The sequence below is a fragment of the Mycobacterium helveticum genome (genome assembly GCF_007714205.1).
Lineage (GTDB): Bacteria > Actinomycetota > Actinomycetes > Mycobacteriales > Mycobacteriaceae > Mycobacterium > Mycobacterium helveticum.
This window is the reverse complement of sequence record NZ_VMQU01000011.1, coordinates 33,958-53,673: the sequence shown is the minus strand read 5'-3', so window position 1 is coordinate 53,673 and position 19,716 is coordinate 33,958. Positions and strand designations below refer to the sequence as shown.

Below are 19,716 nucleotides of genomic sequence, written 5' to 3'. Positions count from 1 at the left end.
CCATGTACACCCTCTGCCTGGACATCGGGGGCACCAAGATCGCCGCCGGGCTGGCCGACGCCGCGGGCGCGCTGGTGTACTCCGCCGTGCGCCCCACCCCCACCGACGGCGTCGCCGAAGGGGTGTGGGACGCCGTCGCCGCGGCGATCGCCGACGCGCGGCGCGTGGCGGATGCTCCCGTCGGCGCCGTCGGCGTCGCGTCGGCCGGCCCCGTCGACCTGCGCCGCGGAACCGTCAGCCCCATCAACATCACGTGCTGGCAGCGCTTCCCGCTGCGCGACAGGGTCGCGGCCCTGATACCCGGTGCGCCGGTGCGGCTGGGCGGCGACGGCCTCTGCATGGCCCTGGGCGAGCACTTCCGGGGCGCGGGGCGTGGGGCGCGTTTCATGCTGGGCATGGTGGTCTCCACCGGCGTGGGCGGCGGGCTGGTGCTCGACGGTATGCCCTACGCCGGGCGTACCGGCAATGCCGGGCACGTCGGCCACGTGGTGGTCGAACAGGACGGGCGGCCCTGCGCGTGCGGCGGCCACGGCTGCGTCGAGACCGTGGCGTCGGGACCCTCGATGGTGCGCTGGGCGCGGGCACACGGTTGGTCCGCGCCGCCCGGCGCGGGCGCCCGGGGCCTCGCCGCCGCGGCGGTGGCCGGGGACCCGGTGGCGCAGCAGGCCTTTCGCCGGGGCACCACCGCGCTGGCGGCGATGATCGCCTCGGTGGCCGCGGTGTGCGACCTGGACCTGGTCGTCGTCGGGGGAGGGGTCGCGAGGTCGGGTCCTCTGCTGTTCGACCCGTTGCGCGCGGCGCTGGCCGATTACGCCGGGCTGGAGTTCCTGGCCGGCCTGCGGGTGGTGCCCGCGGAGCTGGGCGGGGAGGCCGGCCTGGTCGGCGCGGCCAGGCTGGTCGCCCTGGCTTCACCCTGGACGCCCTGAACGCTCACTCGACCCACGCGGGTGCGAGTCGACCCGGGGAGACGCGACGTTTTGGCCGACGGCGGGTGGTCGGGCTATCCTGATCGTCGATCCACCGAAGACCGTCGGTCACCGAGAAATCGGTCGAAGGTCCGGGAGCATCCCGGCGGCCCGCGCAGGAGGACGAGGCATCATCGCCGGCGCTCAGGCCGGTGCACACTTGACGCCCCGGCCGCTCTGCGCCGGGGCGTTCGTCGTTCTTCCGGTAGGTCACATGGACACGACCACACCAGGAGGTAGGCATGGCCAGGGCTGACAAGGCCACCGCCGTTGCAGACATCGCCGAGCAGTTCAAGGGCTCGACTGCCACCCTGATCACCGAATATCGCGGCTTGACGGTGACCAACCTGGCCGAGTTGCGCCGGTCGCTGGGGGCGTCGACCACCTACTCGGTCGCCAAGAACACGCTGATCAAGCGGGCCGCGTCGGAGGCCGGGATCGAGGGGCTCGACGAGCTGTTCGTGGGCCCGACAGCCATCGCGTTCGTCACCGGCGAACCCGTCGACGCCGCCAAGGCCATCAAGACCTTCGCCAAGGAGCACAAGGCGCTGGTCATCAAGGGCGGCTACATGGACGGCCGCGCCCTGACGGTCGCCGAGGTCGAGCGCATCGCCGACCTCGAGTCCCGCGAGGTGTTGCTGGCCAAGCTGGCCGGCGCGATGAAGGGCAACCTCGCCAAGGCGGCCGGACTGTTCAACGCCCCGGCCTCGCAGATCGCCCGGCTCGCGGCGGCGCTGCAGGAGAAGAAGGCCGCCGAGTCGGCCGCGGCGCCGGCTTCTGAGCCGGCTCCGGCGGCACCACCATCTTCGGAAGCCCCGACGGAATCTGCTGAGACCCCGGCCGAAGCCGAATAAACCCCAAACCGAAACCAGGAAGGACCCACACCATGGCAAAGATGTCCAGCGACGAACTGCTCGACGCGTTCAAGGAAATGACCCTGTTGGAGCTGTCGGACTTCGTCAAGAAGTTCGAGGAGACCTTTGAGGTCACCGCGGCCGCCCCGGTCGCCGTCGCCGCGGCCGGCCCGGCCGGCGGTGGCGCGCCCGCCGAGGCCGCCGAGGAGCAGTCCGAGTTCGACGTCATCCTCGAGGGTGCCGGCGACAAGAAGATCGGCGTGATCAAGGTGGTCCGCGAGATCGTCTCCGGCCTGGGCCTCAAGGAGGCCAAGGACCTGGTCGACGGTGCGCCCAAGCCGCTGCTGGAGAAGGTCGCCAAGGAGGCCGCCGAGGAGGCCAAGGCCAAGCTCGAGGCCGCCGGCGCCACCGTCACCGTCAAGTAGTTCGCACCCGCGCAGACCCCCGGGACCGCGCGTCCCGGGGGTTTCGTGCTCTCAGCCGGCACGCGTCGCCAGTTCCAGCGAGGAAGCCACCCGCTCGGGTGTATCTCCCAGCGCGACAAGCAGTTTGGATCTCATCGAGTCGAGCACCAGCGCGACGGCTGAGCCGTCGTCACCGTAGAAGCCGCCCAGTTCGAGCATCACGAACCCGTGCAGCAACGCCCAGAACTGCGCGGCCGTCGCAATCACGGCCGCGTCGTCGGCCACCGAGCTCGCGGTGATCCGGCCCGCGCGCATGCAGCGCTGCACCGCTCGCACCAGATGGGCGAAGCTGGGGATGTGTTGCTCGATCTCGGTAACCGACAGGGTCAGGACGTTGCCCGTCGGCGCGTTGATGCCGTGCGCGCTGGTGCTGCCGAACATCAGGCGATACAGGTGTGGCCGCCCGATGGCAAAGCGCCGGTATGCGAGGCCGAGGGCGAACAAGTCGGCGACCGGGTCAGCGGTCTCCGGCGCCATGAGTGCGGCGTCCAGCTGCCGGAAACCCTCGTCGGCGAGTTCGGCGACGAGCCCCCGCATTCCGCCGAAGTGGGTGTACACCGCCATCGTCGACGTGCCGGCCGCGCCGGCGATCTTTCGCGTCTGCAACGCATCCGGTCCGTGCTCGCGCAGCAGGTCGACCGCGGCCAGCAGCATGTCCTGACGAACACTGCGCTGCAGCGGTGGACTCGTGTCAGGGGGCGCTTTGGAAACCATCGTTGCCATTCTCGCATTCGGGGCGTACGTTACTCATAACGCTGGCATAACGATGTTATAGGAGCTCAGCCGTGACGTCCACGCGAACCGCCGAAACCGCTAACCCGTACATCGAAGGCTTCCTGGCGCCGGTGAGCTCCGAGGTCACCGCCTACGACCTGCCGGTCACCGGGCACATCCCGGACCACCTCGACGGGCGCTACCTGCGCAACGGCCCCAACCCGGCCGCCGAGGTCGATCCGGCGACGTACCACTGGTTCAGCGGCGACGGCATGGTGCACGGCGTCGCGCTGCGCGACGGCAAGGCTCGGTGGTACCGCAACCGGTGGGTGCGCAGCCTGTCGGTGTGCACAACGCTGGGCGAGCAGGCGCCGGCCCGGCTCGACCCGCGGGCGGGCATCCTCTCGCTGGGGGCCAACACCAGTGTGCTGAGCCACGCCGGACGCACTCTGGCACTGGTCGAGGGCGGCGTCGCGAACTACGAGCTCACCGACGAGCTGGACACCGTGGGGACCTGCGACTTCGACGGGACTCTGTATGGCGGCTATACCGCCCATCCGCACCGCGATCCGCGCACCGGCGAATTGCATGCGGTGTCGTACTCCTTCGCCCGCGGGCGAACGGTGCAGTACTCGGTGATCGGCACCGACGGGCGGGCCCGCCGAACGGTCGACATCACGGTCTCGGGATCGCCGATGATGCACGATTTCTCGCTGACCGACAAATACGTCGTGATCTACGACCTGCCGGTGACCTTCGAGGCCGCGCAGGTCCTCCCGGCCAACATGCCGCGCTGGCTGGATCTGCCGGCGAGGTTGGTGGCGCAGTCGCTGATCGGCCGTGTCCGCGTGCCGGGTCCCATCAACGCGATGTTCAACCGCAGTCCCAAGCACTCCGACCAGATGCCCTACGCGTGGAACCCCCGCTATCCGGCCCGCATCGGGGTCATGCCGCGCGAGGGGGGCGACAAGGACGTGCGGTGGTTCGACATCGAACCGTGCTACGTCTACCACCCGCTCAATGCCTACTCCGAGATGCGCAACGGGCAGGAGATGCTGATCCTCGACGTGGTGCGCTATCCACGGATGTTCGACCGCGACCGGCACGGCCCGGGCGAGGCCCCGCCCACGCTGGAGCGGTGGACCGTCAACCTGGCGACCGGCGCGGTCGGCACCGAATGCCGCGACGACCGGCCGCAGGAGTTCCCCCGCATCAACGAGGCCCGGCTGGGGGCGCGGCACCGCTACGGCTACACCATCGGCGCGTACTTTGCCGACCGCTCGTCGGCGCTGTACAAGCACGACTACGCGACGGGCTCCACGACGACGGCCGCGCTCGACCCCGACCTCCTGATCGGGGAGGTGTGTTTCGTGCCCGACCCCGGGGCGGACGCCGAGGACGACGGCATCCTGATGGGTTACGGCTACCACCGCGGCCGGGACGAGGGCCAGCTGCTGTTGCTGGACGCGCGGACCTGCGAGCCGGTGGCCACCGTGCACCTGCCGCAGCGGATACCGATGGGGTTCCACGGCAACTGGGCGCCGACCCGCTGACCTCATGTTCCCGGGGGGCCGCCGGCGCGGGTCGGGGGTCGGCCACTTTTGTTTGGCGGGGCCGCGCAACCGTGATGTCACCCCTCGGGCGTTGCGCTACAGTGACTCAAGCCACAGAAACGGGCAGGTGGTGGGCACACGCGAGGACGGAAGGATCTCCTATGGGCGTCGCTATCGAGGTCAACGGACTGACCAAGTCCTTCGGCGCCTCGAGGATCTGGGAAGACGTGAGCTTGGAAATCCCCCCGGGGGAGGTCAGCGTCCTGCTCGGACCGTCGGGTACCGGCAAATCCGTCTTCCTGAAGTCCCTGATCGGGCTGTTGCGCCCGGAGCGCGGCTCGATCGTCATCGACGGCACCGACATCATGCAGTGCTCGGCGCGCGAGCTGTACGAGATCCGCACGCTGTTCGGCGTGATGTTCCAGGACGGCGCGCTGTTCGGGTCGATGAACCTGTTCGACAACGCGGCGTTCCCCCTGCGTGAGCACACCAAGAAGAAGGAAGGCGAGATTCGTGACATCGTCATGGAGAAGCTTTCGCTGGTGGGCCTGGGCGGCGACGAGAAGAAGTTCCCCGGCGAGATCTCCGGTGGTATGCGCAAGCGCGCCAGCCTGGCCCGGGCGCTGGTGCTCGACCCGCAGATCATCCTGTGCGACGAGCCGGACTCGGGTCTGGATCCGGTGCGCACCGCATACCTGAGCCAGCTGATCCTGGACATCAACGCCCAGATCGACGCCACGGTGCTGATCGTGACGCACAACATCAACATCGCCCGCACCGTCCCGGACAACATGGGCATGTTGTTCCGCCGCAAGCTGGTCATGTTCGGGCCCAGGGAGGTGCTGCTGACCAGCGACGAGCCGGTGGTGCGGCAGTTCCTCAACGGCCGTCGCATCGGGCCGATCGGCATGTCCGAGGAGAAGGACGAGGCCACCATGGCCGAGGAGCAGGCCGCCTTCGAGGCCGGCCAGCACGCCGGCGGCGTGGAGGAGATCGAGGGCGTGCCGCCGCAGATCGTGGCGTCGCCCGGCATGCCGGAACGCAAGGCGGTGGCTCGTCGCCAGGCCCGGGTGCGCGAGTTGCTGCCCACGCTGCCCAAGAAGGCTCAGGCCGCGATCCTCGACGACCTGGAGGGAACCCACAACTACCGATCGCACGAGTTCGGCGGCTAGCGGCGCGGGGCACGGCCTCATTCGCCGTTAATTCGCCGCAACTTGCCGCCCCGCCCCCTTGACGACGAGGCCCAAACGGGTCAATCTGTTGGGCAGCATGTGTCCACGGGAAAGTCGAGATGCCAGCCAGCGCCGATGCCCCCACGGGCTGGGAGTTATCGCTAGTTGAGGAATGCGCCGCCCTGCGCTATTGTTGGACGTTGCGCTGGCTACCTCCTGCCCACCTCACCCGCCACTAACACAGTGGTCCCACTAACACAGTGGTTCTAGGTTGAGTCGCCCTTTGCGGCTCAGCTGTCTAGTTGCGTGCGTGAGATCCGGACAGTTCGTTCGTCGGCGCAACCGACACAATGTCGCGGCGAACAGGCCCGGTGGCCGCCGGTTCCACGTGAGTCGCATGAGGTGCTGGAAGGATGCATCTTGGCAGATTTCCGCCAGAGCAAGACGGATCGCCCACAAAGTTCCTCCCCTGGAAGTTCCTTGAACGGCTCCGTACCCGGCGCGCCAGACCGAATCTCCTTTGCCAAGCTGCGCGAACCCCTCGAGGTTCCGGGGCTGCTCGACGTTCAGACCGACTCGTTCGAGTGGCTGATCGGATCGCCGCGCTGGCGGGAGTCGGCTCTGGCCCGGGGTGGGGGCAAGCCGGTGGGCGGCCTCGAAGAGGTGCTCTCCGAGCTGTCGCCGATCGAGGACTTCTCCGGCTCCATGTCGCTGTCGTTCTCCGACCCCCGCTTCGACGAGGTCAAGGCGCCGGTCGACGAGTGCAAAGACAAGGACATGACGTACGCGGCCCCGCTGTTCGTCACGGCCGAGTTCATCAACAACAACACCGGCGAGATCAAGAGCCAGACGGTGTTCATGGGTGACTTCCCGATGATGACCGAGAAGGGCACCTTCATCATCAACGGGACCGAACGTGTCGTGGTCAGCCAACTGGTGCGCTCACCCGGTGTGTACTTCGACGAGACCATCGACAAGTCGACGGAGAAGTTGCTGCACAGCGTCAAGGTGATCCCCAGCCGGGGTGCGTGGCTGGAGTTCGACGTCGACAAGCGTGACACCGTCGGCGTGCGCATCGATCGCAAGCGCCGCCAGCCCGTCACCGTGCTGCTCAAGGCGCTGGGCTGGACCAACGAGCAGATCCAGGAGCGCTTCGGCTTCTCCGAGATCATGATGTCCACGCTGGAGAAGGACAACACCGTCGGCACCGACGAGGCGCTGCTGGACATCTACCGCAAGCTGCGGCCGGGCGAACCGCCGACCAAGGAGTCCGCGCAGACGCTGCTGGAGAACCTGTTCTTCAAGGAGAAGCGCTACGACCTGGCCCGTGTCGGCCGCTACAAGGTCAACAAGAAGCTGGGGCTCAGCGCGGAGCCGGCCCAGACGTCATCGACCACGCTGACCCAAGAGGACATCGTCGCCACGATCGAGTACCTGGTGCGCCTGCACCACGCTGCGCAGGATGGCCAGCCCGCGGTCATGACCGTCCCGGGCGGGGTCGAGGTGCCGGTGGAAACCGACGACATCGACCACTTCGGCAACCGCCGGCTGCGCACGGTGGGCGAGCTGATCCAGAACCAGATCCGGGTCGGCATGTCCCGGATGGAGCGGGTGGTCCGCGAGCGGATGACCACCCAGGACGTCGAGGCGATCACGCCGCAGACCCTGATCAACATCCGGCCGGTGGTGGCCGCGATCAAGGAGTTCTTCGGCACCAGCCAGCTGTCGCAGTTCATGGACCAGAACAACCCGCTGTCGGGTCTGACCCACAAGCGCCGCCTGTCGGCGCTGGGGCCGGGCGGTCTGTCCCGTGAGCGCGCGGGCCTGGAGGTCCGGGACGTGCACCCGTCGCACTACGGCCGCATGTGTCCGATCGAGACGCCGGAAGGCCCGAACATCGGCCTGATCGGCTCGCTGTCGGTGTACGCGCGGGTCAACCCGTTCGGGTTCATCGAGACCCCGTACCGCAAGGTCGTCGACGGTGTGGTCACCGACGAGATCCACTACCTGACCGCCGACGAGGAGGACCGCCACGTCGTCGCCCAGGCCAACTCGCCGATCACCGACGACGGCCGGTTCGTCGAGTCGCGCGTACTGGTACGGCGGAAGGCCGGCGAGGTGGAGTACGTGGCCTCGTCCGAGGTGGACTACATGGACGTCTCGCCGCGCCAGATGGTGTCGGTGGCGACCGCGATGATCCCGTTCCTCGAGCACGACGACGCCAACCGTGCCCTGATGGGCGCCAACATGCAGCGTCAGGCGGTTCCGCTGGTGCGCAGCGAGGCGCCGCTGGTGGGCACCGGCATGGAGTTGCGCGCGGCGATCGACGCCGGTGACGTCGTCGTCGCCGAGAAGGCCGGGGTGATCGAGGAGGTGTCCGCCGACTACATCACCGTGATGGCCGACGACGGCACCCGGCACACCTACCGGATGCGCAAGTTCGCCCGCTCCAACCACGGCACCTGCGCCAACCAGTCGCCGATCGTGGACGCCGGCGACCGGGTCGAGGCCGGCCAGGTGATCGCCGACGGCCCGTGCACCCAGAACGGCGAAATGGCGCTCGGCAAGAACCTGCTGGTGGCCATCATGCCGTGGGAGGGTCACAACTATGAGGACGCGATCATCCTGTCCAACCGGCTGGTCGAAGAAGATGTGCTGACCTCGATCCACATCGAGGAGCACGAGATCGACGCCCGCGACACCAAGCTGGGCGCCGAGGAGATCACCCGGGACATCCCGAACGTCTCCGACGAGGTGCTCGCCGACCTCGACGAGCGCGGCATCGTGCGCATCGGCGCCGAGGTCCGCGACGGCGACATCCTGGTCGGCAAGGTCACCCCGAAGGGGGAGACCGAGCTGACGCCGGAGGAGCGGCTGCTGCGCGCGATCTTCGGCGAGAAGGCCCGGGAGGTCCGCGACACCTCGCTGAAGGTGCCGCACGGCGAGTCCGGCAAGGTGATCGGCATCCGGGTGTTCTCCCGGGAGGACGATGACGAACTGGCCGCGGGTGTCAACGAGTTGGTGCGTGTCTACGTGGCCCAGAAGCGCAAGATCTCCGACGGCGACAAGCTGGCCGGACGACACGGCAACAAGGGCGTCATCGGCAAGATCCTGCCGGCCGAGGACATGCCGTTCCTGCCCGACGGGACCCCGGTGGACATCATCCTCAACACCCACGGGGTGCCGCGACGGATGAACATCGGCCAGATCCTGGAGACCCACCTCGGGTGGGTGGCCAAGTCGGGCTGGAATATCGAGGGTTCGCCCGAGTGGGCGGTCAACCTGCCCGAGGAGTTGCTGCACGCCGAGCCCGACCAGATCGTCGCGACCCCGGTGTTCGACGGCGCCAAGGAGGAGGAGCTGCAGGGCCTGCTCTCGTCTACGCTGCCCAACCGCGACGGCGAGGTGCTGGTGAACGGGGACGGCAAGGCGAGGTTGTTCGACGGGCGCAGCGGCGAGCCGTTCCCGTACCCGGTGACGGTGGGCTACATGTACATCATGAAGCTGCACCACCTGGTGGACGACAAGATCCACGCCCGCTCCACCGGCCCGTACTCGATGATCACCCAGCAGCCGTTGGGCGGTAAGGCTCAGTTCGGTGGTCAGCGGTTCGGCGAGATGGAGTGCTGGGCCATGCAGGCCTACGGCGCCGCCTACACGTTGCAGGAGCTGCTGACCATCAAGTCCGACGACACCGTCGGGCGGGTCAAGGTCTACGAGGCGATCGTCAAGGGCGAGAACATTCCCGAACCCGGCATCCCCGAGTCGTTCAAGGTGCTCCTCAAGGAGCTGCAGTCGCTGTGCCTCAACGTCGAGGTGCTGTCGTCCGACGGTGCGGCGATCGAGCTGCGCGAAGGCGAGGACGAAGACCTCGAGCGGGCCGCGGCCAACCTGGGAATCAACCTGTCGCGCAACGAATCCGCATCCGTTGAGGATCTTGCGTAACCAAGTCGGTAATTAATCCCGCAAGGGGAAAGGGAGTTACGTGCTCGACGTCAACTTCTTCGATGAGCTCCGCATCGGTCTGGCCACCGCGGAGGACATCAGGCAATGGTCTTACGGCGAGGTCAAGAAGCCCGAGACGATCAACTACCGGACGCTGAAGCCGGAGAAGGACGGCCTTTTCTGCGAGAAGATCTTCGGACCGACTCGCGACTGGGAGTGCTACTGCGGCAAGTACAAGCGCGTCCGCTTCAAGGGCATCATCTGTGAGCGCTGCGGCGTCGAGGTGACCCGGGCCAAGGTGCGCCGGGAGCGGATGGGCCACATCGAGTTGGCGGCGCCCGTCACGCACATCTGGTACTTCAAGGGCGTGCCGTCGCGGCTCGGGTACCTGCTCGACCTGGCCCCGAAGGATCTCGAGAAGATCATCTATTTCGCGGCGTACGTGATCACCGCGGTCGACGGCGAGATGCGGCACAACGAACTGTCGACGCTCGAGGCCGAGATGATGGTGGAGCGCAAGGCCGTCGAGGACCAGCGCGACGCCGACCTGGAGGCCCGCGCGCAGAAGCTCGAGGCCGACCTGGCCGAGCTGGAGGCCGAGGGCGCCAAGGCCGACGCGCGGCGCAAGGTGCGCGACGGCGGCGAGCGGGAGATGCGCCAGCTGCGCGACCGGGCCCAGCGTGAGCTGGACCGGCTGGACGACATCTGGAACACCTTCACCAAGTTGGCTCCCAAGCAGCTGATCGTCGACGAGAACCTGTACCGCGAGCTCGTCGACCGCTACGGGGAGTACTTCACCGGCGCCATGGGCGCGGAGTCGATCCAGAAGCTGATCGAGAACTTCGACATCGACGCCGAGGCCGACATCCTGCGTGACGTCATCCGAAACGGCAAGGGGCAGAAGAAGCTTCGCGCCCTCAAGCGGCTGAAGGTGGTTGCCGCGTTCCAGCAGTCGGGCAACTCCCCCATGGGCATGGTGCTCGACGCGGTGCCGGTGATCCCGCCCGAGCTGCGCCCGATGGTGCAGCTCGACGGTGGCCGGTTCGCCACGTCGGACCTCAACGACCTGTACCGCCGGGTGATCAACCGCAACAACCGGCTCAAGAGGCTGATCGACCTCGGGGCCCCCGAGATCATCGTCAACAACGAGAAGCGGATGCTGCAGGAGTCGGTCGACGCGCTGTTCGACAACGGCCGCCGCGGCCGCCCGGTCACCGGGCCGGGCAACCGTCCGCTGAAGTCCTTGAGCGACCTGCTCAAGGGCAAGCAGGGCCGTTTCCGGCAGAACCTGCTCGGTAAGCGCGTCGACTACTCCGGCCGCAGCGTCATCGTGGTCGGCCCGCAGCTCAAGCTGCACCAGTGCGGCCTGCCCAAGCTGATGGCACTCGAGCTGTTCAAGCCGTTCGTGATGAAGCGGCTCGTCGACCTCAACCACGCGCAGAACATCAAGAGCGCCAAGCGCATGGTGGAGCGCCAGCGTCCGCAGGTGTGGGACGTGCTCGAAGAGGTCATCGCGCAGCACCCGGTGCTGCTGAACCGCGCGCCCACCCTGCACCGTCTCGGCATTCAGGCTTTCGAGCCGATGCTGGTGGAGGGCAAGGCGATCCAGTTGCACCCGCTGGTGTGTGAGGCCTTCAACGCCGACTTCGACGGCGACCAGATGGCCGTGCACCTGCCGCTTTCCGCGGAGGCGCAGGCCGAGGCCCGCATCCTGATGCTGTCCTCCAACAACATCCTCTCGCCGGCATCCGGCCGCCCCCTGGCCATGCCGCGTCTGGACATGGTGACCGGGCTGTACTTCCTGACCACCGAGGTCGACGGCGACACCGGCGAGTACCGGCCGGCCGACGGCAACGGTGCGGAGTCGGGCGTGTACTGCTCGCCGGCCGAGGCCATCATGGCGTTCGACCGCGGCGTGTTGTCGGTGCGGGCCAAGATCAAGGTGCGGCTGACGCAGCTGCGGCCGCCGGCCGAGATCGAGGCCGAGTTGTTCGGCGTCAACGGCTGGCGGTCGGGCGATGCCTGGACGGCGGAGACCACGCTGGGTCGCGTGCTGTTCAACGAGCTGCTGCCGCACGGCTACCCGTTCGTGAACAAGCAGATGCACAAGAAGGTGCAGGCGTCGATCATCAACGACCTGGCAGAGCGCTACCCGATGATCGTGGTCGCGCAGACCGTCGACAAGCTCAAGGACGCCGGTTTCTACTGGGCGACGCGCAGCGGGGTGACCGTGTCGATGGCCGACGTGCTGGTGCCGCCGCGCAAGAAGGAGATCCTCGACCACTACGAGGAACGTGCCGACAAGGTCGAAAAGCAGTTCCAGCGTGGCGCTTTGAACCACGACGAGCGCAACGAGGCGCTGGTGGAGATCTGGAAGGAAGCCACCGACGAGGTCGGCCAGGCGCTGCGCGAGCACTACCCCGCCGACAACCCGATCATCACGATCGTCGACTCGGGCGCCACGGGTAACTTCACCCAGACCCGGACGCTGGCCGGCATGAAGGGCCTGGTGACCAACCCCAAGGGTGAGTTCATCCCGCGTCCGGTCAAGTCCTCGTTCCGCGAGGGCCTGACCGTGCTGGAGTACTTCATCAACACCCACGGCGCCCGAAAGGGTTTGGCGGACACCGCGTTGCGCACTGCCGACTCCGGTTATCTGACCCGTCGTCTGGTGGACGTGAGCCAGGACGTCATCGTCCGCGAGCACGACTGCCAGACCGAGCGCGGCATCCTCGTCGAGCTCGCCGAGCGGTCGGCCGACGGCACCGTGATCCGTGACCCGTACATCGAAACCTCGGCGTACGCAAGGACTTTGGGAGCGGACGCGGTCGACGAGGCCGGCAACGTCGTCGTCGCCCGCGGCGAGGACCTCGGCGACCCGGAGATCGACGCGCTGCTGGCGGCGGGCATCACGTCCGTCAAGGTGCGCTCGGTGCTGACCTGCACCACCGGCACCGGCGTGTGCGCGACCTGCTACGGGCGTTCCATGGCCACCGGCAAGCTGGTCGACATCGGGGAAGCCGTGGGTATCGTGGCGGCCCAGTCCATCGGCGAGCCCGGCACGCAGCTGACCATGCGGACCTTCCACCAGGGCGGTGTGGGTGAGGACATCACCGGCGGTCTGCCCCGGGTGCAGGAGCTGTTCGAGGCCCGCGTCCCGCGCGGCAAGGCGCCCATCGCCGACGTCACCGGTCGGGTCCATCTCGAGGACGGGGACCGCTTCTACAAGATCACCGTTGTTCCCGACGACGGGGGCGAGGAGGTCGTGTACGACAAGCTCTCCAAGCGGCAGCGGCTGCGGGTGTTCAAGCACGAGGACGGTTCCGAGCGGGTGCTGTCCGACGGCGACCACGTCGAGGTGGGCCAGCAACTGCTGGAGGGTTCGGCCGACCCGCACGAGGTGCTGCGCGTGCAGGGCCCCCGCGAGGTGCAGATCCACCTGGTCCGCGAGGTCCAGGAGGTCTACCGCGCCCAGGGTGTGTCGATCCACGACAAGCACATCGAGGTGATCGTCCGCCAGATGCTGCGCCGGGTCACCATCATCGACTCGGGTGCCACGGAGTTCCTGCCCGGCTCGCTGATCGACCGCGCGGAGTTCGAGGCCGAGAACCGTCGGGTGGTGGCCGAGGGCGGCGAGCCCGCGGCCGGCCGCCCGGTGCTGATGGGTATCACGAAGGCGAGCCTGGCCACCGACTCGTGGCTTTCCGCGGCGTCGTTCCAGGAGACCACGCGCGTGCTGACCGATGCGGCGATCAACTGCCGCAGCGACAAGCTGCAGGGTCTGAAGGAGAACGTGATCATCGGGAAGCTGATCCCGGCCGGTACCGGAATCAACCGCTACCGCAACATCCAGGTGCAGCCCACCGAGGAGGCCCGGGCCGCGGCGTACACGATCCCGTCCTACGAGGATCAGTACTACAGCCCGGACTTCGGCCAGGCCGCCGGTGCCGCGGTTCCGCTGGACGACTACGGGTACAGCGACTACCGGTAACCTCGCGAGCAGACGCAAAAGCCCCCGCACGCACGGCGTGTCGGGGGCCTTTGCGTCTGGTGGCGGCGTCCACAGCTGGGCATTCATCCCCAGATTTGACGTAGCCGGCTACCGCTGCGCCGACTGCGGCGGCAGCGTGTGCCGCCATGGATATCGAGAGCGTGCTGCTGTCGCGGGGCGGTCTGGCGACCACCGCCGAGCTGCTGACGGTTATCACCCGGAAGCGTCTCGCCGGATTCGTCAAGGCGGGCAGGCTGATTCGGGTGTGCCACGGCGTCTACGCGGCGAGCGAGCCGGATCTGGTGGGAAAGCTGGCCGCGCTGGACCTGTTCGCGGGTAAGCGGGTCGTCGCCTGCATGGGTACCGCCGCGGCGCTGTACGGTTTCGACACCGAGGACACGTCGCGGCTGCACGTCCTGGATCCCGGCGTGCGGATGCGGCCGTCGTCGAACCTCATGGTCCATCAGCGCATCGGTGCACCGCTGCGCCGGGTCGACGGCCGACTCGCGACGGCGCCGGCATGGACGGTGATCGAAGTCGCGAGGACGTTGCGACGGCCGCGCGCCCTGGCGACGCTGGATGCGGCCCTGCACGTGGGCGCGTGTACGACGGGCGAACTGCACGCGGCCATCCGCGAGCAGAAGGGGCGCCGCGGCATCGTACGGGTGCGCGAATTGATCGGCCACGCCGATCGTCGTGCCGAGTCGCCGATGGAAAGCGAAGCGCGCCTGGTGTTCATCGACTACGGGGTCCCCAGGCCGGAGTTGCAGTACAGCATCGTGGATTGCTCCGGCAGGACCTGGCGCGTCGATTTCGCCTGGCCCGACGCGCTGGTCGTCGCCGAATACGACAGCGTGGAGTGGCACGTCGGCCGCGAGGCGCTACTGCACGACAGGCTCAAGACCGCGCGGCTGCTGGAATGCGGCTGGACCACCATTCCGATGACGGTCGACGACATCCGGCACGACCCGATCGGGCTCTCCGCTCGCATCAACTACCACCTGCTCAACGGCGCGAGCAGACGCAAAGGCACCCGCACGCACGGCGTGTCGGGGGCTTTTGCGTCTGCTCGCCATAAAAAGGTGGGCCACTAGACTGGCCGGCATGCTCATCGGTTCACACGTCAGCCCCCGGGATCCGCTGGCCGCGGCGCGGGCCGAGGGCGCCGACGTCGTCCAGATCTTCCTGGGCAACCCGCAGAGCTGGAAGAAGCCGAAGCCGCGCGAGGACGCCGCGACGCTGAAGGCCGCGGCTCTGCCGATCTATGTGCACGCGCCCTACCTGATCAACGTCGCCTCGGCCAACAACCGGGTGCGGATCCCGTCGCGCACGATGCTGCAGGACACGTGCGACGCGGCGGCGGCCATCGGCGCCGCCGCGGTGATCGTGCACGGCGGCCACGTGGCCGACGACGACGACCTCGACGAGGGATTCGGCCGCTGGCGCAAGGCGCTCGACCGGCTGGAGACCAGCGTGCCGGTGTACCTGGAGAACACCGCCGGCGGCGACCATGCGATCGCCCGGCATTTCGACACCATCGCCCGGCTCTGGGATGTCATCGGGGACAACGGGATTGGGTTCTGCCTGGACACCTGTCACGCGTGGGCGGCGGGGGAGGTGCTCGTCGACGCCGTGGAACGCATCAAGGCCATCACCGGTCGGATCGACCTGGTGCACTGCAACGATTCCAAGGACGCCGCGGGCTCGGGACGGGACCGTCACGCCAACCTGGGTAGCGGCCAGATCGACACAGAACTGCTGGTTGCGGCGGTCAAGGCCGCCGACGCGCCGGTGATCTGCGAGACCGCCAACGAGGGTCGCAAGGACGACATCGCATTCCTGCGGGACAAGACCGCCGGTTGAGCCGCGGTTACACCTCTTGTGCGGTTGTCGAAAAAATGTAACATGGGTGGCATGCCAGACACCCACGCCGTCACCAACCAGGTCCCGCCCCTGGAGAACTACAACCCCGCCGCCTTCCCGGCGCTCGTCGAGGCGCTGATCCGCGAAGGCGGACAGTGGGGTTTGGACGAAGTCAACGAAGTAGGTGTGCTGTCCGGGTCGCGCCAGGGGCAGCGCTGGGGAGAGCTGGCCGACCGCAACCGGCCGGTGCTGCACACCCACGACCGCTACGGGTACCGGGTTGACGAGGTGGAGTACGACCCGGGCTATCACGAGCTGATGACCGCGGCCATCGGCCACGGTCTGCACGCCGCGCCGTGGGCCGATGACCGGCCGGGCGCCCACGTGGTGCGGGCCGCCAAGATGTCGGCGTGGAACTGCGAACCCGGCCACGTCTGCCCGATCTCGATGACCTACGCCGTGGTGCCGGCGCTGCGCCACAACCCCGAGCTGGCAGCGGTGTACGAGCCGTTGCTCACCAGCCGCGACTACGACCCGGAACTGAAACTCGCCACCACCAAATCGGGCATCACCGCGGGCATGTCGATGACCGAGAAGCAGGGTGGTTCCGACGTGCGCGCCGGGACCACGCAGGCCACGCCCAACGCCGACGGCAGCTACAGCCTGACCGGGCACAAGTGGTTCACCTCGGCGCCGATGTGCGACATCTTCCTGGTGCTCGCGCAGGCGCCGGGCGGGTTGTCGTGCTTCCTGCTGCCGCGCATCCTTCCCGACGGAACCCGCAACCGCATGCTCCTGCAGCGGCTCAAGGACAAGCTGGGCAACCACGCCAACGCGTCCAGCGAGGTCGAATACGACGGCGCGGTCGCGTGGCGGGTCGGCGAGGAGGGCCGTGGCGTCCCCACCATCATCGAGATGGTCAACCTCACCCGCCTGGACTGCGCGCTGGGCAGTGCCACCAGTATGCGCAGCGGCCTGACCCAGGCCGTCCACCACGCCCAGTACCGAAAGGCCTTCGGCGCCTATCTGATCGACCAGCCGCTGATGCGCAACGTGCTCGCCGACCTGGCCGTGGAGGCCGAGGCCGCCACGATGGTCGCGATGCGGATGGCCGGTGCCACCGACAAAGCGTTGCGCGGCGACCAGACCGAGGCGCTCTTCCGCCGGATCGGACTGGCGGCCAGCAAGTACTGGGTGTGCAAGCGCTCCACCCCGCACGCCGCCGAGGCGCTGGAATGCCTGGGCGGCAACGGCTACGTCGAGGACTCCGGGATGCCGCGGCTGTTCCGAGAGGCGCCGCTGATGGGGGTCTGGGAGGGCTCAGGAAATGTCAGCGCGCTGGATACGTTGCGCGCCATGGCAACTCGCCCCGAATGCGTCGAGGTGCTGTTCGGCGAACTCGAGGAGAGCGCCGGCCAGGACCCGCGGCTGGGTGCCCATGTCGAGCGCCTGCGCAGCGAGCTGGCCGACCTCGACACCATCGAGTACCGCGCCCGCAAGGTGGCCGAGGACATCTGCCTGGCGCTGCAGGGTGCGCTGCTGGTGCGCCACGGACACCCCGCGGTCGCCGAGGCGTTTTTGACCACGCGGCTCGACGGCCGGTGGGGCGGGGCGTTCGGCACCATGCCCGCCGGGCTGGACGTCGCACCCATTCTGGAGCGCGCCCTGGTCAAGGGCTGAGCGCCAACATGACGCGCGCCGGCGACGATGCAGAGCGAAGCGATGAGGTGGGGGCACCTCCCGTTTGCGGGGGAGAGCGGCGCCGATGACCCATGCAATCAGGCCGGTCGACTTCGACAACCTGAAGACGATGACCTACCAGGTCACCGACCGGGTCGCGCGGATCACCTTTGACAGGCCGGAAAAGGGCAACGCGATCGTCGCGGACACCCCCCCTGGAGCTCTCCGCGCTCGTCGAACGCGCCGACCTCGACCCGAACGTGCACGTCATCCTCGTGTCCGGTCGCGGAGAGGGTTTCTGCGCGGGTTTCGACCTGAGCGCCTACGCCGACCGCACCGGCTCCGCCGGCGGCACGGGCGCGTATGAGGGCACCGTGCTGGACGGCAAGACGCAGGGGATCAACCACCTGCCGAACCAGCCGTGGGACCCGATGATCGACTACCAGATGATGAGCCGGTTCGTGCGCGGCTTCTCCAGCCTGATGCACGCCGACAAGCCGACGGTGGTCAAGATCCACGGCTATTGCGTGGCCGGCGGCACCGACATCGCGTTGCACGCCGACCAGGTGATCGCGGCCGCCGACGCCAAGATCGGCTACCCGCCAACCCGGGTGTGGGGCATTCCGGCGGCCGGCCTGTGGGCCCACCGGCTCGGCGACCAGCGCGCCAAACGACTGCTGTTCACCGGCGACTGCATCACCGGCGCGCAGGCCGCCGAGTGGGGGTTGGCGGTCGAGGCGCCGGACCCCGGGGAACTCGACGAGCGCACCGAGCGACTCGTAGAGCGGATCGCCGCAGTCCCGGTCAACCAGCTCATCATGGCCAAGCTCGCGCTGAATTCGGCACTGCTGCAACAGGGCGTGGCCGCCAGCAGGATGGTCGGCACCGTCTTCGACGGCGTGGCACGGCACACCCCCGAGGGGCACGCCTTCGTCGCCGACGCTGTCGAGCACGGCTTCCGCGCCGCGGTCCGGAACCGCGACGAGCCCTTCGGCGACCACGGCCGCAGAGCCTCCGGGGTCTAGCCCATGCCGAACATGACGGCCCGGTCGGTGGTGCTCAGCGTGCTGCTGGGCGCCCATCCCGCCTGCGCCACCCCCGGCGAGTTGATCGGGCTGACGGCTGATTTCGGCATCAAGGAGACCACGTTGCGGGTGGCGCTGACCCGCATGGTCGGTGCCGGGGACCTGATCCGCTCCGCGGACGGCTACCGGCTCTCGGAGCGATTGCTGGCCCGCCAGCGCCGCCAGGACGACGCCATGCGCCCGCGCACCCGGACCTGGCGCGGGGACTGGCTGACTCTGATCGTCACCACCGTGGGCACCGATGCCCGCACCCGGGCGGCCCTGCGAACCACCATGCACCACAAGCGCTTCGGAGAGCTACGCGAAGGGGTGTGGATGCGGCCGGACAACCTCGACCCGGATCTGGGCCCCGACACGCTGCACCGGGTCCGGGTGCTCAAGGCCCGCGACCCCGCACCCGCCGAGTTGGCCCGCGAGCTGTGGGACCTGCCCGCCTGGTCCGCAACCGGCCACCGGCTGCTCGACGAGATGGCCGCCGCCGCCGACGTTCCCGGCCGGTTCATGGTGGCCGCGGCGATGGTGCGCCACCTGCTGACCGACCCGGTGCTGCCCGACGAACTGCTGCCGGCCGGATGGCCGGGCGCCCGGCTGCGGACGGCCTACCACGACTTCGCCATCGAACTGGCGAAACGGCGCGAGGCGACCCGACTGGTGGAGGTGACGTGAGCGATCCGGTGCGGGTGGAGCGCAACGGCGCGGTGACCACGGTGATCATCGACCGCCCGGCGGCGCGCAACGCGGTCAACGGCCCGACCGCCGCCGCGCTGTACGCGGCGTTCGACGACTTCGACCGCGACGACACCGCGTCGGTGGCCGTGCTGTGGGGCGACGGCGGAACATTTTGCGCGGGAGCCGATTTGAAAGCCTTCGGCACCCCCGAGGCCAACGCCGTGCACCGGAGGGGCCCCGGCCCGATGGGGCCGACGCGGATGGTGCTGTCCAAGCCGGTGATCGCGGCGGTCAGCGGCTACGCCGTCGCGGGGGGGCTCGAGCTGGCCGTCTGGTGCGACCTGCGGGTGGCCGAGGAGGACGCCGTGTTCGGGGTGTTCTGCCGGCGCTGGGGCGTCCCGCTCATCGACGGGGGCACCGTGCGACTGCCCCGGCTGATCGGGCACAGCCGGGCGATGGACATGATCCTCACCGGCCGGGCCGTGGCCGCCGACGAGGCGCTGGCGATCGGGCTGGCCAACCGGGTCGTGCCCAAGGGCCGGGCCCGGCAGGCCGCCGAGGAGCTGGCGGCCCAGCTCGCGGCGCTGCCGCAGCAGTGCCTGCGCTCGGACCGGCTCTCGGTGCTGCACCAGTGGGGGACAACGGAATCCGAGGCGATCGACTTCGAATTCGCCAGCATCTCCCGCGTCGCCGCGGAGGCCAACGAAGGGGCCGGGCGGTTCGCCGCGGGCGCCGGACGGCACGGCGACCCGGCGAGCTAG

At 68.6% G+C, this 19,716-nt stretch carries 13 protein-coding genes and 1 pseudogene; 13 read left to right on the top strand and 1 reads right to left on the bottom strand.

Translation table 11 applies throughout. The annotated features are described in order from the left end of the window. The first annotated feature begins 2 nt into the window (after positions 1-2). The 3 genes from FPZ47_RS04565 to rplL all read left to right on the top strand — a co-directional run bounded on the left by FPZ47_RS04565 (position 3) and on the right by rplL (position 2,244). Complete coding sequence (locus tag FPZ47_RS04565) at positions 3-926, top strand: ROK family protein (protein ID WP_144951050.1); 924 nt, start codon at positions 3-5, stop codon at positions 924-926. A 281-nt stretch (positions 927-1,207) separates the two neighbouring features. Then, positions 1,208-1,819 carry a 50S ribosomal protein L10 gene (gene rplJ, locus FPZ47_RS04560; RefSeq protein WP_144951048.1) on the top strand — a complete coding sequence of 204 codons (612 nt, stop codon included), beginning with the start codon at positions 1,208-1,210 and terminating at the stop codon, positions 1,817-1,819. A gap of 32 nt (positions 1,820-1,851) precedes the next feature. Continuing rightward, the gene (gene rplL / locus FPZ47_RS04555) at positions 1,852-2,244 is read left to right on the top strand and encodes a 50S ribosomal protein L7/L12 (protein WP_144951047.1); all 393 of its coding nucleotides are present in this window, start codon (positions 1,852-1,854) and stop codon (positions 2,242-2,244) included. Between the two features lie 51 nt (positions 2,245-2,295). Here rplL and FPZ47_RS04550 read toward each other — a convergent pair whose 3' ends face one another. Beyond that, the gene (locus FPZ47_RS04550) at positions 2,296-3,006 is read right to left on the bottom strand and encodes a TetR/AcrR family transcriptional regulator (protein WP_210419833.1); all 711 of its coding nucleotides are present in this window, start codon (positions 3,004-3,006) and stop codon (positions 2,296-2,298) included. Between the two features lie 62 nt (positions 3,007-3,068). On the opposite strand from FPZ47_RS04550, the gene FPZ47_RS04545 reads away from it, so the two are divergent. The 10 genes and pseudogenes from FPZ47_RS04545 to FPZ47_RS04500 all read left to right on the top strand — a co-directional run bounded on the left by FPZ47_RS04545 (position 3,069) and on the right by FPZ47_RS04500 (position 19,716). After that, entirely contained in the window at positions 3,069-4,550 is a 1,482-nt protein-coding gene (locus tag FPZ47_RS04545; protein ID WP_144951044.1) for a carotenoid oxygenase family protein, read from the top strand. Positions 4,551-4,711: 161 nt separating this feature from the next. Next, a complete protein-coding gene (locus FPZ47_RS04540; protein WP_144951042.1) occupies positions 4,712-5,722 on the top strand; it encodes an ABC transporter ATP-binding protein in 1,011 nt (336 codons plus the stop codon). Between the two features lie 420 nt (positions 5,723-6,142). Then, complete coding sequence (gene rpoB / locus FPZ47_RS04535; protein WP_144951040.1) at positions 6,143-9,667, top strand: DNA-directed RNA polymerase subunit beta; 3,525 nt, start codon at positions 6,143-6,145, stop codon at positions 9,665-9,667. A 40-nt stretch (positions 9,668-9,707) separates the two neighbouring features. Further along, positions 9,708-13,658, top strand: coding sequence for a DNA-directed RNA polymerase subunit beta' (locus FPZ47_RS04530; RefSeq protein ID WP_144951038.1), 3,951 nt, complete (start codon positions 9,708-9,710; stop codon positions 13,656-13,658). Positions 13,659-13,804: 146 nt separating this feature from the next. Next, positions 13,805-14,752, top strand: a complete 948-nt coding sequence (locus tag FPZ47_RS04525; protein ID WP_246133377.1) for a type IV toxin-antitoxin system AbiEi family antitoxin domain-containing protein — start codon at positions 13,805-13,807, stop codon at positions 14,750-14,752. Between the two features lie 10 nt (positions 14,753-14,762). Further along, complete coding sequence (locus FPZ47_RS04520) at positions 14,763-15,521, top strand: deoxyribonuclease IV (protein ID WP_144951036.1); 759 nt, start codon at positions 14,763-14,765, stop codon at positions 15,519-15,521. Between the two features lie 51 nt (positions 15,522-15,572). Then, positions 15,573-17,201: an acyl-CoA dehydrogenase family protein gene (locus FPZ47_RS04515; protein ID WP_144951034.1), complete on the top strand. Its 1,629-nt coding sequence runs from the start codon at positions 15,573-15,575 to the stop codon at positions 17,199-17,201. A gap of 85 nt (positions 17,202-17,286) precedes the next feature. Next, positions 17,287-18,226, top strand: a pseudogene (locus FPZ47_RS04510) (crotonase/enoyl-CoA hydratase family protein). Between the two features lie 3 nt (positions 18,227-18,229). After that, complete coding sequence (locus tag FPZ47_RS04505) at positions 18,230-18,952, top strand: PaaX family transcriptional regulator C-terminal domain-containing protein (protein WP_144951032.1); 723 nt, start codon at positions 18,230-18,232, stop codon at positions 18,950-18,952. Continuing rightward, complete coding sequence (locus FPZ47_RS04500; protein ID WP_144951030.1) at positions 18,949-19,716, top strand: crotonase/enoyl-CoA hydratase family protein; 768 nt, start codon at positions 18,949-18,951, stop codon at positions 19,714-19,716. Before FPZ47_RS04505 ends, FPZ47_RS04500 begins: the two co-directional genes overlap by 4 nt.

Bases quoted from the DNA above. Each gene is read 5' to 3' on its own strand.
- rplJ (WP_144951048.1), top strand. From the start codon at position 1,208: ATGGCCAGGGCTGACAAGGCCACCGCCGTTGCAGACATCGCCGAGCAG.
- rplL (WP_144951047.1), top strand. From the start codon at position 1,852: ATGGCAAAGATGTCCAGCGACGAACTGCTCGACGCGTTCAAGGAAATG.
- FPZ47_RS04540 (WP_144951042.1), top strand. From the start codon at position 4,712: ATGGGCGTCGCTATCGAGGTCAACGGACTGACCAAGTCCTTCGGCGCC.
- FPZ47_RS04520 (WP_144951036.1), top strand. From the start codon at position 14,763: ATGCTCATCGGTTCACACGTCAGCCCCCGGGATCCGCTGGCCGCGGCG.
- FPZ47_RS04515 (WP_144951034.1), top strand. From the start codon at position 15,573: ATGCCAGACACCCACGCCGTCACCAACCAGGTCCCGCCCCTGGAGAAC.
- FPZ47_RS04525 (WP_246133377.1), top strand. From the start codon at position 13,805: ATGGATATCGAGAGCGTGCTGCTGTCGCGGGGCGGTCTGGCGACCACC.
- FPZ47_RS04565 (WP_144951050.1), top strand. From the start codon at position 3: ATGTACACCCTCTGCCTGGACATCGGGGGCACCAAGATCGCCGCCGGG.
- FPZ47_RS04505 (WP_144951032.1), top strand. From the start codon at position 18,230: ATGCCGAACATGACGGCCCGGTCGGTGGTGCTCAGCGTGCTGCTGGGC.
- FPZ47_RS04550 (WP_210419833.1), bottom strand. From the start codon at position 3,006: ATGGCAACGATGGTTTCCAAAGCGCCCCCTGACACGAGTCCACCGCTG.